Origin of the sequence: Actinospineispora eucalypti (assembly GCF_039543365.1) — a bacterium.
Classification (GTDB): domain Bacteria; phylum Actinomycetota; class Actinomycetes; order Mycobacteriales; family Pseudonocardiaceae; genus Pseudonocardia; species Pseudonocardia eucalypti.
The window spans coordinates 14,431-28,643 of the sequence record NZ_BAABJP010000055.1 but is presented as its reverse complement, the minus strand read 5'-3'; the positions used below and the strand labels follow the sequence as shown (position 1 = coordinate 28,643).

The window sequence follows — 14,213 nt, the reverse complement described above, 5'->3', positions numbered from 1 at the left end:
TTCCGGATCAGGCCGGGGTGCGTTGGGTGCCGACCTTGAGCTCGCGGAATGGCATGTCCCGGTCAACCTGCGGCTCCTTGGGCAGGCCCAGGATGCGCTCGCCGATGATGCCCCGCTGGATCTCATTGGTGCCGCCCGCGATGTTGGACGCCGGCACCGAGTTGATCCCCCTGACCAGTTCCGAGGTGGCGTGGTCCTCCGGGTCCCAGGCCACCGCGCCGGCGCCGGCCGCCTGGCCGGCGGTCTCGATCGCCCGGCGCAGCAGCAGCGCGCCGGCCAGCTTGGCCACCGAGCCGCGCGCCCCTGGCGGGTTGCCGGCGGCGGTCTCCTGCCGCATCCGCACGTTGAACAGCTCGAGCGCCCGCTCGTGCGCGTACTGCTCGGCCAGTGCCTCCCGCACGCCCTGGTCGCGGTCCGTGCCGTTGCGCCGGGCCAGCTCGACCAGCGCGCCGAACTCCAGCGGGCTGTTCCGGGACCGCCGGCTGGCCCCGATGGACACCCGCTCGTGGCTGAGCATGGTCACCGCCGCCTGCCAGCCCCGGTTCAGCTCGCCGATCACCGCGTCCGCCGGGATGCGCACGTCGTCGAAGTAGACCTCGTTGAACGGCGCACGCCCGGACATGTCCCGCAGCGGGCGCACGGTCACCCCCGGCGCGTGCATGTCCACCACGAACATGGTGATGCCGGCGTGCTTGGACCGCTCCGGGTCGGTGCGCGCCAGCAGCGCGCCGAAGTCGGCGAACTGGGCGTTGGTGGTCCACACCTTCTGCCCGTTGAGCACCCAGCCGTCCCCGTCCCGGACCGCCTTGGTCTGCAGGCTGGCCACGTCGGAGCCGGCGCCGGGCTCGGAGAACAGCTGGCACCAGATCTCCTCGCCGGAGAGCAGCTTGGGCAGGTAGCGCTGCTTCTGCTCGGCGCTGCCCAGGTCGACCAACGTCGGGCCGCACATACCCATGCCGATCATGAACGGATCGGTGGGCAGCTCGTACTCGGCGGACTCCTCGCCGAATATCTGCTGGTAGGCGGTGCTGAGGCCCTGGCCGCCGGCGTCCTTGGGCCAGGTGATGCCGGCGTAGCCGCCGGCGAACAGCGCGGCCTGGAACTCCCGGGCACGGCGCAGGTACTCCTCACCGGACAGCCCGTCGGCCGGACGAGGCGCATGCGCTTGCAACCAGGTCCGCGCGGCGGCCCGGTATTCCTCTCGTTGGTCCACGGCCCGAACTTACCGATCACTCGTTAAGTTCACAATGGGCCCTATGCTTGCCGGGTGAGCGCCCCCACTCAGCAGCCCACCCCGACGGACGGCGGCCCGGCCGCCGGCGGCCCGCCGCGCGGCGCCGGGCGTGCCGCGATCACCAACGCGGCCAGGGAGATCTTCGCCGAACGCGGCTACCACGGCACCTCCATCCGGGACATCGCGGCGCGCGCCGGGCTGAGCCTGTCCGCGCTCTACCACTGGCACTCCAGCAAGCAGGACCTGCTGGCCGCGCTGCTGTGGGAGGGCACGAACGACTACTTCGAGGCCTGCGAGCGGGAGCTGGCGGCGGCCGGCGACGACCCCACCCAGCGGCTGCGCGCGATGGTGCGGTCCTCGGTGGCCTACCGGGTGCGCCGGCGGGTGGAGAGCAAGATCATCGCGCAGGAGTGGCGCAACCTGGAGCCGGAGCACCAGGAGCGGCTGAACGAACTGGCCGACGCCGCGACCAGGCTGTGGACCGACATCATCGCCGACGGCATCCGGCGCGGGGTGTTCCACTGCGCCCACCCGGAGGACGCCCGGCGCACCGTGGTGGCCGCGTGCAACGCCATCGCGCAGTGGTACGACCCGGCCGGCGAGGTGGACCTGGAGGAGCTCATCGCCCGGTACACCGACATTGCCCTGCGCGTCGTGGACGCGCGGGGCTCGTGAGTGGCGAGTAACGCCATAGCGACACTCGCCACTCACGAGCGCCGAGGGCGCAGCCCCTCCCGCGCCAGCTCGACCAGTTCGCGCGCCGCTTCGGCGCGCTCGCGGGCGGACTCCCGGTAGCCGTCGTCGGCCATCACGCCGGCCTCGTAGCGGGCGCTGACCCCAGCCACGATGCAGGCCGCCCGCCACCGGTTGAACGCGACGAAGTAGGGCAGGTCGGACACGTCCCGTCCGGACCGCTGCGCGTAGCGGGCCACCAGCGCCGCCCGGTCCGGGAAGCCGGGCGCGGTGCTCGGGCCGTCCGTGGTGCCCGGGGTGGGCTCCCCCGGCTCCTGCCAGGTGGAGACCAGCCAGCCGAGGTCGGCCAGCGGGTCGCCGGAGGTGGCCAGCTCCCAGTCGAAGATCGCCACCACCCGGCCGTCCGGGTCGAACGCCATGTTCCCCGGCCGGTAGTCGCCGTGCACGATGCCGCTGGACTGCGGCGGGACCTTGGCCGCGAGCAGGTCGTGCACCTCTCCCAGCAGGTCCAGGTACGAGACCGACGAGTGCTGCACCTGCCGGTGCCAGCGCCGCAGCTGGCGCTCCACGTACCCGGTGGACCGCACGATGTCCCCCAGGCCCACGGCCGCCGGGTCCAGCTCGTGCAGCCGGACCAGCACGTCGACGACATCCATCCCGGCCCGCTCGCGCGCCGCCACCGGCAGTTCCAACCCGGCCTCCTGGTCGGCCAGCACCAGCCCGTCCACGAAGCCCATCACGTAGAACGCCGCGCCGGTCACCGACTCGTCCGCGCAGTAGGCCAGCGGCGGCGCCACCGGTACGTCGGTGGGGGCCAGCGCGGAGACGAACAGCCACTCCCGGGACATGTCGTGCGCGGTGGAGAGCACGCCGCCGGTGGGCGGCCGGCGCAGCGCGTACCGGGTGCCGGCGGCGTCGGTCACCCGGTAGGTCAGGTTGGACCGGCCGCCCGCCACCAGCTCGAACTCCACCGGCGCCACCAGGCCCGGCACGTGCGCGGCCAGCCAGTCCGCCACCCGGGCCGTGTCGATGCCGGCCAGCGCCGAGGTCACCGGCCCGCCTTGTCCGGGCCGGCGAAACGGAACAGGTACGCCGCCACCTTGCGGATCTGCACCTCTTCGGCGCCCTCGGTGATCCGGTAGCGGCGGTGGTGCCGGTAGATGTGCTCGAACGGGGTGTGTCGGCTGTAACCGAGCCCGCCGTGCACCTGCATCGCCCGGTCGGCGGCGTCGCAGACCAGCCGGTTGGCTCGGTAGTTGCACATGGAGACCTTGTCGCTGATCTGCATGTGCGGTACCCGGTCCAGCTCCCAGGCGGTCTTGCGCACCAGCCCGCGCACCAGCTCCGCCTCCGTGTGCAACTCCACCAGCGGCCACTGGATGGCCTGTCGGGTGGCCAGCGGCTGGCCGAAGGTCACCCGCTCGCGGGCGTACTCCACGCTCCGGTCGATGCAGTACTGCGCCGCGCCCACCCCGGACGCGGCCTGCCGGATGCGGTTCTCGTGCACGAAGGTCTGCGCCACCGCCAGCCCGCCGCCCTCCTCGCCGAAGATCGCGCTGTTCGGCACCCGGACGTCGCGCAGGGTCACCTCGGCGTGGTCGGTGGGCATGTTCAGCGTCCACCAGTGGAAGTCCACCGAGAACCCGGGCGCGTCGACCGGCACGAAGAACGCGGTGATCCCCCGGGCGGCGCCGTCCTCGCCGGAGGTCCGGGCGAACACCACGTCCTCGGTGGCGGAGTGCATGCCCGAGTTGAACCGCTTCTTGCCGTTGATGATCCAGTCGTCACCGTCCCGGACGGCGGTGGTCTCCATCCAGGTGGCGTCGCTGCCGTGGTCCGGCTCGGTCAGGCCGAAACCGATCCGCTTCTGTCCGGCCAGCATGGGCTCCATGTACTCGGCCAGCTGTTCGGGGCTGCCGAAGCCGAGCAGCATGTGCGCCACCGGGAAGTTGCCCACCACGGAGGACTCGTTCTGCAGGTCGTTGTGCAGCCCCAGCCCCTTGTGGGCCAGGTGCTCGCGGATCACCGCCATGTCGAAGTTGGAGCCGTCCGAGCCGCCGACCTCCTTGGGCAGGCCGTAGCGCAGCCAGCCGGCGCGGTCCGCGCGCCGCTTCATCTCGCCGAGCAGTTCCTCCCACTCGGGCCGGGGCGTGCCGCCCGCCTCGAAGTCGGTGCGCGCCCACTCCCGGCGGTGGTCGAAGAACCGCTGGTTGTCGTCCTGCTCCTGCAGCGGCACGATCTCCCGCTGGATGAAGTCGTCAAGCTCGGTGAGGCGCTCCGTCAACGTTGTCGGCAGCTCGAAATCCATGCCCGGCAGAGTGCCACGACTCCCCCGCCCCCGCCCGCCAACCGCCAGTCAGCCATGTCGCGGATTCCACCAGGGCATGTCGCGGATTGCGTCCAGTTGAAGAGCGCGACATGGCATGGCGAAACCAGCGACATGGCGTGGTGAAACCAGCGACATGGCGGGGGTTAGGGGCCGCCGCCGGGTTCGGGGCCCTGGTAGCCCTGGCGGGAGGAGTCGTCCATGCCGACCTCGTAGTCGATGCCCTGGGCCAGGCGGTTGCCGCTCACCTTCGCGCCGGTGGAACCGTTCTGGAAGGCGAACGCCTTGTCGACGCCGCCGACGATCTCGTTGCCCACCACCTGCATGTCCGAGACGTCGTCCACGAACAGCGCCTGTCCGGCCCGGTTCTCGCAGAAGTTGTTGCTGAACACGATGTGCCGCGACTTGCCCTGCCCGCTGCCATCGCCCGCTTCGCTGGCCGGCCCCTCGGCGATCAGGCAGATGTTGTCGATCTTCTCGCACCGGTTGCCGTCGATCAGCACGTCGGTGCTGGCCGGGTGCTGCTCGTCGGTGGCGAAGGTCTGCATGCAGTCGGCGTGCCGCTGGTCCTGGCCGACGGTGTCCGAGATGGTGTTGTGCAGGATCCGGATCTGGTCGCCCCAGAACCGGATGCCGTCCCCGTCGCCGCCGCGCGGGCTGCGGATCGCGGTGTTGCGCAGCATCACGTTGGTGCCGGTCAGCGAGGCGCCGGGGGCGCTCGGCTGTTGCACGGTGAACCCGTCGACGATCACGTTGTCCGCTTCGACGGTGATCCCGGCGACCGTGGCCTTGCCGCCGCCCAGGATGGTGATCAGGCGGTCCGGGCTGCCGGAGGAGCGCACGGTGAGCCGCTCGGCGCCCATGTTGCCGGTCACGCAGATCCGCTCACCCGGGGTGGCCCCGCCGACCGCTTGGGCCATGCCGGCCGCGTCGCTGGCCGACTTGGTGCAGTTGGCCTGGGGCGTCGGGGCGCCGACGCCGGGGTTGCCCGGCGGCCCGGGAGCGATCGCGGGCAGGTCGGCCGCCGCGCCCGGCGGCCGCACCACCGGTTCCTCGGCACAGCCGGCCAGCACCACGCACGCCCCCAGGGCGGCCAGCGCCGATCCGATCCACCACCGTCTCACGTCGGGGCAGCGTAGTTGCCTCGGTGAGCGCGGCACATTCGGATTACCCCGGTAGGGCGATCGCGGTGATGACCAGGCCGTCCGCCACCAGCCAGCGGCCGGTGAACCCGGTCAGCCGCCGGCCGGCCACCGCCGGGCCCGGCACCAGCAGCTCGGCGGTGAACTCCCCGCCCTCCGGGTCGAAGCGCAGCCGCGCCTGCTCGAAGTCCAGGAACGCCCGGGCCAGCGGGTACCAGGCCTTGTACACCGACTCCTTGGCCGAGAACAGCAGCTTGTCCCAGTGAATGTCCGGGCGGGCGGCGGCCAGCTCGGCCAGGTGCGCCCGCTCGTCCTCCAGGGTCACCGCCGGCAGCACCTCGTCGGGCAGCGGGCCGTCCGGCTCCGCGTCGATGCCCACGGTGTGCACCCGGCCGGACCGGGCCACGGCGGCCGCCCGGTACCCGGCGGTGTGGGTCATGCTGCCCACCACGCCGTCCGGCCAGAGCGGCTCGCGGCGCGACCCGGACAGGATCGGCACCGGCGCGATGCCCAGCTCGGCCAGCGCCTTGCGCGCGCAGTGCCGCGCCGAGGCGTAGTCCATCCGGCGCTTGGCCACCGCGTTGGCCACCTGGGCGGCTTCCTCGGGGAACATCTCCGGGCAGGGGCCGTCGCCCCGCAGCTCGACGCCGACCACCTCCGCCGGCAGGATCCGACCGAGCAGGGAACCGGCAAGCACGGTCCGAGCATACGGCGCGGAACGCGCTCGCCGAGCGTGCGCCCACTTCGGCGGTCGCGGGACACGACGGCGCAAACCCGCGTCCCGCCGGGGTATCGGCGGCCACCCGAGCGGGATATTTTCATTCGCAAGCATTCACTTCGAGACGGAGGCCACGCCGTGTCCATCCCCCCGCCCACCCCGGACCAGCTAGCCGCCCTGAACGACCACTACGGCTTCGCACTGACCGAGTCGGAACTGACCGAGTACGCCCCGCTGATCGCCGGCTCGCTGGACCACTGGTCGACCGTGGAGCGGCTCTACGCCGACTCCGCTCCGAAGCCGCCGGACCGCGCCTGGCAGCTGCCCACGGAGAACCCGCTCGGCGCCTGGTACGTCACCACCTCGATCACCGAGACCGACTCCGGCCCGCTGGCCGGGCGGACCGTGGCGGTGAAGGACAACACCTGCGTCGCCGGGGTGCCGATGATGAACGGGTCGGCCACGGTGAAGGGGTTCACCCCGCTCCGGGACGCCACGGTGATCACCCGGCTGCTCGCCGCCGGCGCCACCATCAGCGGCAAGGCGGTCTGTGAGGACCTGTGCTTCTCCGGCGCCAGCTTCACCTCTAGGCCGGGGCCGGTGCGCAACCCGTGGGACACCACGCGCAACGCCGGCGGGTCGTCCAGCGGCAGCGCGGCGCTGGTCGCGGCCGGCGTGGTGGACATGGCCACCGGCGGTGACCAGGGCGGCTCGGTGCGCATCCCGAGCTCGTTCAGCGGCACGGTGGGGCACAAGCCGACGCACGGCCTGGTGCCGTACACCGGGGCGTTCCCCATCGAACAGACCGTGGACCACCTCGGCCCGATCACCCGCACGGTGGCCGACGCGGCGCTGATGCTGAACGTGATGGCCGGGGTGGACGGGCTGGACCCCCGCCAGCCGTCGGTGCTGCCCGAGGTGGACTACCTGGCCGCCCTGGACCGACCAGTAGCCGGAATCCGGGTGGGGATCGTCCGGGAGGGCTTCGGCACGGCGGTGTCCGACCCGGCGGTGGACGCCGCGGTGCGCAACGCGATCGAGGTACTGCGGGGCCGGGGCGTCACCGCCGAGGAGGTGTCCATCCCCTGGCACGTCGACGCGTTCGCGGTGTGGAACGTGGTGATCACCGAGGGCGGCGCGTTCCAGATGATCGACGGCAACGCGTTCGGCATGAACTCCCAGGGCCTCTACGACCCGGAGCTGATCGACCACTACGGCCGGCGCCGGCGGGAGCGGGCCGCCGACCTGTCCAAGACGGTCAAGCTGGTCGGGCTGACCGGCCGGCACGGGTTCGAGGTCGGCCTGGGCAAGCACTACGCGATGGCCCGGAACCTGGTCTTCGAGGTGCGCAAGGCCTACGACCAGGCACTGGACTCCTACGACCTGCTGGCCATGCCGACCCTGCCGTTCACCGCGCAGGAACTGCTGCCGCTGGACGCGCCGCTGGAGGACTACGCCCCGCGCGCGTTGTCCATGATCGGCAACACCGCGCCGTTCGATGTCAGCGGGCACCCGGCGATCAGCGTGCCCACCGAGCTGGTGGACGGCCTGCCGGCCGGGTTGATGCTGATCGGGAAGCATTTCGACGACGCGCGGGTGCTCCAGGTGGCGCACGCGTACGAGGAGGCGGTCGGAGGTTTCCCGTCTCCTCCGACCGGCTGAGACCGAACTGTGGGTGATCGATCCGGCATCAATCGTGTTTCGGTGCCGGATCGATGCCCCGCCGTCAAGTCACATGACCCGATCCGGTGGATTCGGATAAGAACACGAGCGCGAGGTTGCGGCACTTAGATGATGTGCCTATGCGTCCGCACAACTACCTGAGTCGTCATTTCGCCGCCCTCGGCCTCGCCGGTCTGGTGCTCGTCGCCACCGCGGCCTGCGGCACCGGCGACCAGCAGCCCTCCAACCAGCCGCACAACGAGTCGCACGGCGCGCAGGCGCCGTCCGGGGCGAGCAACCCGGGCCAGGCGGTGGTTGGCGTCAGCTTCGGCAAGGACGACGCGGCGACCAACTACGACAAGGCGCTGGTGCCGGACGGCGCCAAGGTGCTGGTCGGCGAGTACGTGTACGAGGGCTCCACCACGGTCACGCTGAACGTGCGCGGCCTGGTGCCCAACCGCGCCTACGGTGCGCACGCCCACGCCAAGCCCTGCGGCCCCAAGGGCGACGACGCCGGCCCGCACTTCCAGCACCAGGCGGACCCGGTGAAGCCTTCGGTGGACCCGAACTACGCCAACCCGGCCAACGAGATCTGGCTGGACTTCCGGACCGACGCCCAGGGCAACGCCACCATCTCCACCACCGTGCCGTGGGTGTTCACCAACGCCCGCGCCGCCTCGGTGGTGATCCACTCGGAGACCACCCAGACCGCGCCCGGCAAGGCCGGCACCGCGGGCGCCCGGGCCGCCTGTGTGAGCGTCGGCTTCTGACCGCTCGGAGGCCCTAACCCCAGCTTGACCGCCAGAAACAGCGACCCCACCGGCAAGGGGGTCCGCAGCCCTTGCGTGATGGTCGACGCCGGCGTTGGATCACCCGGGCCGTGCTTTCATGGTCATCAGGGCATGGTGGTCGCTTGGAGGCCCGCGGAACGGCCGCCATGTCCTGATGACCATGAAACCGGGGGCCGGCCGGCCGCGACGGGGGCCGACGCAACGGGCCGCACCCGAGCCGCGGCAGGCCACCCGGCCGGCGCCGTCTCAGCCCGAGACAAACCCGCGCCGAGACCAAAGGTACGAGCACCCGATATGTTCCTAAAATGCATAGACCGTCACCGGAAACGAATCATTAGAACCCGTTACTGAATGTCGTGCACTCAATTCTTCCGTCATACCCCTAATGCGGTAAAGGGGATGCGTGTCGAGCCGAAGTCGGCGCGTTTTCGATGTCACTGGGGCCAGTGGGGTCATAGTGGCTGCTGGGCTTGCGGTTTCGACTTGTTGGAAGGATCTGATCGATCATGGCCACACCATTGTTGGACTGGATCGAGCACCTGATGCGCGACACGGATGCGCGCGATGCGTTTCTGGAGCACCCGAACCAATACGCCAAGGAACACGGGTTCGACCATCTGTCCAGCGCCGATGTGCACGATGCGCTGAACCTGATCGCGGACAACGGCGCGCATCTCGGCAACGGGCTCCACTATCCGGCACCCAAGCACTGGCAGAGCAACGGCGACCAGGACGGCTCGCACTACCTGCGCGGCTACTTCAACGACAACCGGAACGCGTTCGACAGCGACACCGACCTGGACAACTCGGTCCACCAGGACATCGAGACCCGCGACGGCCGGGACCACCACTGGCACGACGACTGGAACGACTGGCACGACCACGGCGACTTCAACCAGACCCTGGACAACGACCCGGTCGTCGCCTCCGGGGACGAGTCGGTGGCCACCGGCGGCGACCTCACCGACAGCACCGTCACCTCCGGCTACCGCAACATCTCCGGGCACAACAACGAGGCCGTGACCGGCGGGGACAACTCCACGGCGTTCGGCTCCGGGGACGCGGCCGGCTCGCACATCGGGCGCTTCCACGGCGGGGACGGCAGCGCCCTGTCCGCCGGCGCGGACTCCTACGGGCACAGCTCGGACGACGACACCCTCACCCGGGTGCACAACTCGGGCGACGGGGACACCTCGGTGAACGCGGCCGGCGACCACGGCTACGCCGACAACTACGCCGACCAGACCCACCACGACAACAGCTCACGCAGCGACTACGAGGACCACTCGAGCGTGGACAGCCACGAGGACTACGAGTCGCACAACAGCGACCGGTTCTCGGACAGCCACGACTACGACGTGCACCACTGAGCGCACGGGTGACCCGAACGGCCGGCCGGGGGGCCGGCCGTTCGCATTTTCCGGGGTCCCGGGCTACGCGCGCACCCGCCGGCCGAGCAGCAGCGCCAGGGAGACCGCCGACACCACCGCCCAGGTGCCCTCCAGCAGCAGGAAACCCCACGAGTGGTGCAGCAGCGCGATCACCGCGAGCGCGGCCGAGCCCACCAGGTTCAGCGTGAGGTAGGTCGGCGAGCGCGAGTCCAGCCGGCCCATCTGGCCGGCCGCGAAGGCGGTCAGGATGAGCAGCGAGCCGGCGAGTTCAACGACGTCCAGAAGGTTCATCAGATGGCGCGCGCCGTCTTTGCTCGGCCGGGTACGGCAGCGCTCTCGTCCGGGTCCACGCGCCGAACCGCGCGAACCCGTCCAGATTAGCCCAGGTACTGCCGGCGCAGCGCGGCCTGGTCCGCCACCTCCAGCTCGGCCAGCTCCGAGCCGGTGGCCAGGGTCAGCAGGTGGTCGGCCAGCGCCGGGTTGCGGGCGAGCACCGGACCGTGCAGGTAGGTGCCGAAGATCCGGCCGGCCCGGGCACCCTCGCCGCCCCGGCCCCACCGGCCCCGGTCCCCGTTGCCCACCCCGCGCAGCACCCGGCCGAGCGGCCGGGCGTCGGGTCCGAGGGTGGTCACGCCCCGGTGGTTCTCGAACCCGCTCAGCCGGCCGACCCCGGGCAGCAGGCATTCCGTGGTGATCTCGCCGGTCGCCCGGCCGGCCCTGGGGCGGGTGGCCAGGTCGAGCAGGCCGGCCCCGGGCCGGGGTTGCCCCGCCGCGTCGGTCAGCGTGTGCCCGAGAATCTGCAGCCCGGCGCACACCGCCAGCGTCACCGCCGGCCCGGCCAGCGCGCGGCACAGCGCCGGGCGCTCGCGCAGCCAGTCGGCGGCGAACAGCTGCGCCGCGTCCTCGCCGCCGCCGAGCAGGTAGATCTCGCAGCCGGTCGGCGGTTCCTCGCTCGCCGGGCAGGACAGCACCTCGGCGGGCACGCCCCGCCAGCGCAGGCGCTGCGCCAGCACGGTGGCGTTCCCGCCGTCGGCGTAGGTACCGAGCACATCCGGCAGCAGCAGCCCGATGCGCACCGACGAGTCCAGGGTCATGCCCGCGCCGCCAGGCGACGGCGCAGGGTGAAGAAGGCGGTGTAGTTGGCCACCACGTCCACCTCCCCGGCGGGCAGCCCGGCCACCGCGGCCAGCGGGTCCGCTTCGGTCCGGTGCGGCAGGTCGGCGTAGCTGAGCCGCACCCCGATGTCGGCGGCCCGCTCCCCGCTGGCCACCACCGGCCGGCCGGCCAGCGCGCCGAAGTCCACGTCCCACAGCCAGGAGGTGTCCCGGCCGTCCGCCTCGCGCGCGTTCACCGCGACCACCAGCGGCCGGCCGGGACGGAGCATGCCCAGCGTGGCCGCCCAGCCGGCGGGGTTCTTGGCCAGGAGCAGGCGCAGCCGGTGCGGGCCGACGTCGAAGGTGGCGTACCGGCCGGCCACCTGCTCCACCCGGCCCATCGCGGCGGCGGCCCGCACCGGCTCCACGCCCTCGTGGCGGGCGGCGGCCAGCGCCATCAGCGCGTTCGCCCGGTTCACCGGGCCGGGCAGGTTCAGCGTCAGCGGAGTGGCCGAGTCCTGCCCGATGGCCACCGACCCGGCCAGCCGCCAGTCCGGCTCCGGGCGGGCCAGGCCGCAGGAGCAGCGCCACGCGGACCGCCGTTCGGCCAGCGGCCGGCCGCACCGGGGGCAGGTCATCGAGTCGGCCCGCCAACCGGTGTCCGCCGCCACCCAGACCACCGGCCCGGCGGCGTGGCCGGCCGCCCACACCGTCATCGGGTCGTCCACGTTGGCCAGCACGGTGGTGTGCGGCAGCTCGGCCAGCGCCCGGCCGACCGCGGCGGCGGTGCGCCGCACCTCGGCCGCCCGGTCCAGCTGGTCCCGGGTCAGGTTGAGCAGCACGATCAGCACCGGGTGGGACTGCCTGGCCACCCGGGCCAGGTGCAGCTCGTCCACCTCCATCACCGCCCGGTCCGCGTCGCGAGCGGTGGCCAGCGCGGCGGCGACGCCCTCGGCCATGTTGGAGCCGGAGGCGTTGTGCGCGACCTCGCCCAGGGTGCCCAGCGCCTCGGCCAGCAGGTGGCTGGTCGTGGTCTTCCCGTTGGTGCCGGAGACCAGCACCACCCGCCGGCCCTGGGCCAGCCGGCCCAGGGCGCCGGGATGCAGCGCCAGGCTCACGCGGCCACCGACGTTCGAGCCGTCGCCGAGGCCGAGCGAGCGGGACAGCCGCGCCACCAGCAACCCGGAGCGCACCGCCAGATCGGACCAGCTGTCACCCAGCCGGGGCATCGGGCGCGCCGGTCCGACCCGGGGCCCGGGCACGGTCTCGCTCATTCGCACAGCGCTGATCACCCATCTGGTCGCCCCAACCAGTCGGCACGGTCGCGGGTCGGGGCAAGCGTGGCACGATCGCACAGGAAACTGACAGCAAATAGTGATAACGGCTCAGGTAAGGCCGGTCCGCACCGCTCGACCAGCGGCGACCGGTCTGAGCACCCGCTCAGGCTCCCCGGGCGCCCAGCCAGCCGGCGACCAGGTCGGCCAGCTCCTCCCGGGCGCCGGCCGGGCGCCGGAAGTAGTGGTCGCCCTCCAGCAGGTGCAGCTCCCGGTCCTCCCCGGCCAGTCCCGCGTGGATGCCGCGCGCGTCACTCTCGTACACCCCGCTGTCCCCGTTGGCGTGAACGACCAACGCCGGCAGGGTGATCCGGGCCAGGTGCGGTGCGGCCCGGCACTGCGAGGTGCGCATGCCCCACATGGACAGCCAGGTGCGCAGGGTGGACTGCATGCCGATGCCGAACACCCCGTAGTTGGCCGCCTTCGGGTCGCCGGCGTAGCAGCGTCCCGGGGGCCGGGACGAGGGCTCGATGGCCGGGTCGATCATCCTCAGGTCGGCCCAGGACCGGTAGGTGTGGAACAGCCGGTCGGCCGCCCGGCCGCCGCGCAGCGCGGCCAGCCGCCGTTCCGCCCAGTCGGTGATCCGGTGGTTGCGGGCCAGCTGCGCGGCCCGGTACGCGGCCTGGAAGCCGGCGTCGAACGGCGGGCCGTTGGCCGGGTCGTAGGGGTCCAGCGCCGGGTCCACGGACAGCGGGTCGGCCTCGTCGGTGACCGACGGGTCCAGCCACGCGGTGAGCACGTCGGGCCGGCCGGGGTGCGCGGCCAGGGAGACGTAGAAGTCCCCCGGCGCCAGCTCCGCGATGGCCTCCGCCGCCCGGTCGCCGGACGGAGTGACGTTCGGCGCCACCGCCTGCGACTGGTAGGCGGCCATCAGCGACCCGCCGCCGGAGTTGCCCAGCAGCACCACCCGTTCCACCCCGGCCCGCTCGCGCAGCCAGCGCACCCCGACCCCGATCTCGGCCAGCGCGTGGTCCAGCAGGAAGTAGGCCTCGTTGCCCCGGAACCGGGTGTTCCAGCCGAGGAAACCGTAGCCCCGCCGGGCCAGGTGCTCGGCCAGGTAGTGCTCGGCGAAGTCCACGTTGTAGTGGCAGGCGATCACCGCCGTGCGCGGCCAGGCCCCGGCCGGCCGGTGGTAGAGCCCCTGGCACGGGTGGCCACCCGCCCCGGCCCTCGGCGCCAGCGGCGACTCCAGCCCGACGAACTCCCGGCTGACGTCCGCCATCCGGCGGTCAGACGCCGGCCGGCAGGGTTCGGTCGCTGGCCTTCTTCGGCCGGTGGGCCACGTCCGCCTCGGTGAACTCGCGCAGCCAGCAGGCGAACTCCAGCAGGATGCCGTCCGGGTCGGTGAAGTAGAACGACCGGACGAACACGCCGGGGTGCAGGTCCCTGGTCACCCCGGCCTCGCTGTCGTCGTGGTTCAGCACCGGGCTGACCGCGACGCCCTTGCCCCGCAGCTTGGTGTAGTACTCGTCGAACCGCTCCGGCGGGACGCTGAACGAGACGTGGTTCATCGAGCCGACCGCACTGGTGATGTCGCCCTGGTCCGGCCGGCCGGGCGGCGCCGAAATGCCGGGCACCCCGTCCGGCGCACCGGGGAACCAGAAGAACGCCACGCAGTCCCCGTTGCCGCAGTCGAAGAAGAAGTGCTGGCCGCGCCCGCCGGGCAGCTCGATCGTCTTGATCAGCGGCATGCCCAGCACGCCCGTGTAGAACTCGACCGTCCGCTCCATGTCCGAACAGACCAGCGCAAGGTGGTTGATCCCGCCCAGCTCGAACTCCCGATTGGCCACGCTGCCTCCTCGGTTGATATCAAACCGAGCGTACGCCG

Annotated in this window: 14 protein-coding genes and 1 riboswitch; of the genes, 4 read left to right on the top strand and 10 right to left on the bottom strand. The window is 72.2% G+C overall.

Going from position 1 to position 14,213, the window contains the following annotated elements; translation table 11 throughout:
* Window positions 1-7 precede the first annotated feature (7 nt).
* A complete protein-coding gene (locus ABEB12_RS36110) occupies window positions 8-1,213 on the bottom strand; it encodes an acyl-CoA dehydrogenase family protein (RefSeq protein ID WP_185065507.1) in 1,206 nt (401 codons plus the stop codon).
* A gap of 54 nt (window positions 1,214-1,267) precedes the next feature.
* Between ABEB12_RS36110 and ABEB12_RS36105 the strand changes: the two genes are divergently transcribed.
* Window positions 1,268-1,909: a TetR family transcriptional regulator gene (locus ABEB12_RS36105; RefSeq protein WP_185065506.1), complete on the top strand. Its 642-nt coding sequence runs from the start codon at window positions 1,268-1,270 to the stop codon at window positions 1,907-1,909.
* A gap of 32 nt (window positions 1,910-1,941) precedes the next feature.
* On the opposite strand, the gene ABEB12_RS36100 is transcribed toward ABEB12_RS36105, so the two are convergent.
* The 4 genes from ABEB12_RS36100 to ABEB12_RS36085 all read right to left on the bottom strand — a co-directional run bounded on the left by ABEB12_RS36100 (window position 1,942) and on the right by ABEB12_RS36085 (window position 6,092).
* Window positions 1,942-2,979 (bottom strand): phosphotransferase, encoded by a 1,038-nt coding sequence (locus ABEB12_RS36100; RefSeq protein ID WP_185065505.1) that lies wholly within the window; start codon window positions 2,977-2,979, stop codon window positions 1,942-1,944.
* Window positions 2,976-4,235, bottom strand: a complete 1,260-nt coding sequence (locus tag ABEB12_RS36095; RefSeq protein ID WP_185065504.1) for an acyl-CoA dehydrogenase family protein — start codon at window positions 4,233-4,235, stop codon at window positions 2,976-2,978. The genes ABEB12_RS36100 and ABEB12_RS36095 overlap by 4 nt, the downstream gene beginning before the upstream one ends.
* A 164-nt stretch (window positions 4,236-4,399) precedes the next feature.
* Window positions 4,400-5,377, bottom strand: a complete 978-nt coding sequence (locus ABEB12_RS36090; RefSeq protein WP_185065503.1) for a right-handed parallel beta-helix repeat-containing protein — start codon at window positions 5,375-5,377, stop codon at window positions 4,400-4,402.
* Window positions 5,378-5,420: 43 nt separating this feature from the next.
* On the bottom strand, window positions 5,421-6,092 hold the full coding sequence (locus ABEB12_RS36085) for a 4'-phosphopantetheinyl transferase family protein (protein ID WP_345703447.1): 672 nt from the start codon (window positions 6,090-6,092) through the stop codon (window positions 5,421-5,423).
* Window positions 6,093-6,251: 159 nt separating this feature from the next.
* Here ABEB12_RS36085 and ABEB12_RS36080 point away from each other — a divergent pair, with 159 nt between their 5' ends.
* The 3 genes from ABEB12_RS36080 to ABEB12_RS36070 all read left to right on the top strand — a co-directional run bounded on the left by ABEB12_RS36080 (window position 6,252) and on the right by ABEB12_RS36070 (window position 9,936).
* Window positions 6,252-7,775, top strand: a complete 1,524-nt coding sequence (locus ABEB12_RS36080) for an amidase (RefSeq protein WP_185065502.1) — start codon at window positions 6,252-6,254, stop codon at window positions 7,773-7,775.
* 140 nt (window positions 7,776-7,915) lie between these two features.
* Window positions 7,916-8,545, top strand: a complete 630-nt coding sequence (locus tag ABEB12_RS36075; RefSeq protein ID WP_185065501.1) for a superoxide dismutase family protein — start codon at window positions 7,916-7,918, stop codon at window positions 8,543-8,545.
* Between the two features lie 527 nt (window positions 8,546-9,072).
* Complete coding sequence (locus tag ABEB12_RS36070) at window positions 9,073-9,936, top strand: hypothetical protein (RefSeq protein WP_185065500.1); 864 nt, start codon at window positions 9,073-9,075, stop codon at window positions 9,934-9,936.
* A 63-nt stretch (window positions 9,937-9,999) separates the two neighbouring features.
* Here the strand turns inward: ABEB12_RS36070 and ABEB12_RS36065 are convergent, their stop codons facing one another.
* The 5 genes from ABEB12_RS36065 to ABEB12_RS36045 all read right to left on the bottom strand — a co-directional run bounded on the left by ABEB12_RS36065 (window position 10,000) and on the right by ABEB12_RS36045 (window position 14,175).
* The gene (locus ABEB12_RS36065) at window positions 10,000-10,248 is read right to left on the bottom strand and encodes a CBU_0592 family membrane protein (protein ID WP_185065499.1); all 249 of its coding nucleotides are present in this window, start codon (window positions 10,246-10,248) and stop codon (window positions 10,000-10,002) included.
* A 7-nt stretch (window positions 10,249-10,255) separates the two neighbouring features.
* A riboswitch (guanidine-III (ykkC-III) riboswitch) is annotated at window positions 10,256-10,327 on the bottom strand.
* A 7-nt stretch (window positions 10,328-10,334) separates the two neighbouring features.
* Complete coding sequence (locus tag ABEB12_RS36060; RefSeq protein ID WP_185065498.1) at window positions 10,335-11,051, bottom strand: glutamine amidotransferase; 717 nt, start codon at window positions 11,049-11,051, stop codon at window positions 10,335-10,337.
* A complete protein-coding gene (locus ABEB12_RS36055; protein WP_345703446.1) occupies window positions 11,048-12,325 on the bottom strand; it encodes a MurT ligase domain-containing protein in 1,278 nt (425 codons plus the stop codon). Before ABEB12_RS36055 ends, ABEB12_RS36060 begins: the two co-directional genes overlap by 4 nt.
* Window positions 12,326-12,491: 166 nt before the next feature.
* Window positions 12,492-13,607 carry an alpha/beta hydrolase gene (locus ABEB12_RS36050; protein ID WP_185065497.1) on the bottom strand — a complete coding sequence of 372 codons (1,116 nt, stop codon included), beginning with the start codon at window positions 13,605-13,607 and terminating at the stop codon, window positions 12,492-12,494.
* 7 nt (window positions 13,608-13,614) lie between these two features.
* Window positions 13,615-14,175, bottom strand: a complete 561-nt coding sequence (locus ABEB12_RS36045) for a VOC family protein (protein ID WP_221498774.1) — start codon at window positions 14,173-14,175, stop codon at window positions 13,615-13,617.
* Between the last annotated feature and the right edge of the window lie 38 nt (window positions 14,176-14,213).

What these genes read in the sequence shown, in the direction of transcription:
- ABEB12_RS36075 (WP_185065501.1), top strand. Translation starts at nt 7,916, where the DNA reads ATGCGTCCGCACAACTACCTGAGTCGTCATTTCGCCGCCCTCGGCCTC.
- ABEB12_RS36050 (WP_185065497.1), bottom strand. Translation starts at nt 13,607, where the DNA reads ATGGCGGACGTCAGCCGGGAGTTCGTCGGGCTGGAGTCGCCGCTGGCG.
- ABEB12_RS36060 (WP_185065498.1), bottom strand. Translation starts at nt 11,051, where the DNA reads ATGACCCTGGACTCGTCGGTGCGCATCGGGCTGCTGCTGCCGGATGTG.
- ABEB12_RS36065 (WP_185065499.1), bottom strand. Translation starts at nt 10,248, where the DNA reads ATGAACCTTCTGGACGTCGTTGAACTCGCCGGCTCGCTGCTCATCCTG.
- ABEB12_RS36055 (WP_345703446.1), bottom strand. Translation starts at nt 12,325, where the DNA reads ATGAGCGAGACCGTGCCCGGGCCCCGGGTCGGACCGGCGCGCCCGATG.
- ABEB12_RS36095 (WP_185065504.1), bottom strand. Translation starts at nt 4,235, where the DNA reads ATGGATTTCGAGCTGCCGACAACGTTGACGGAGCGCCTCACCGAGCTT.
- ABEB12_RS36070 (WP_185065500.1), top strand. Translation starts at nt 9,073, where the DNA reads ATGGCCACACCATTGTTGGACTGGATCGAGCACCTGATGCGCGACACG.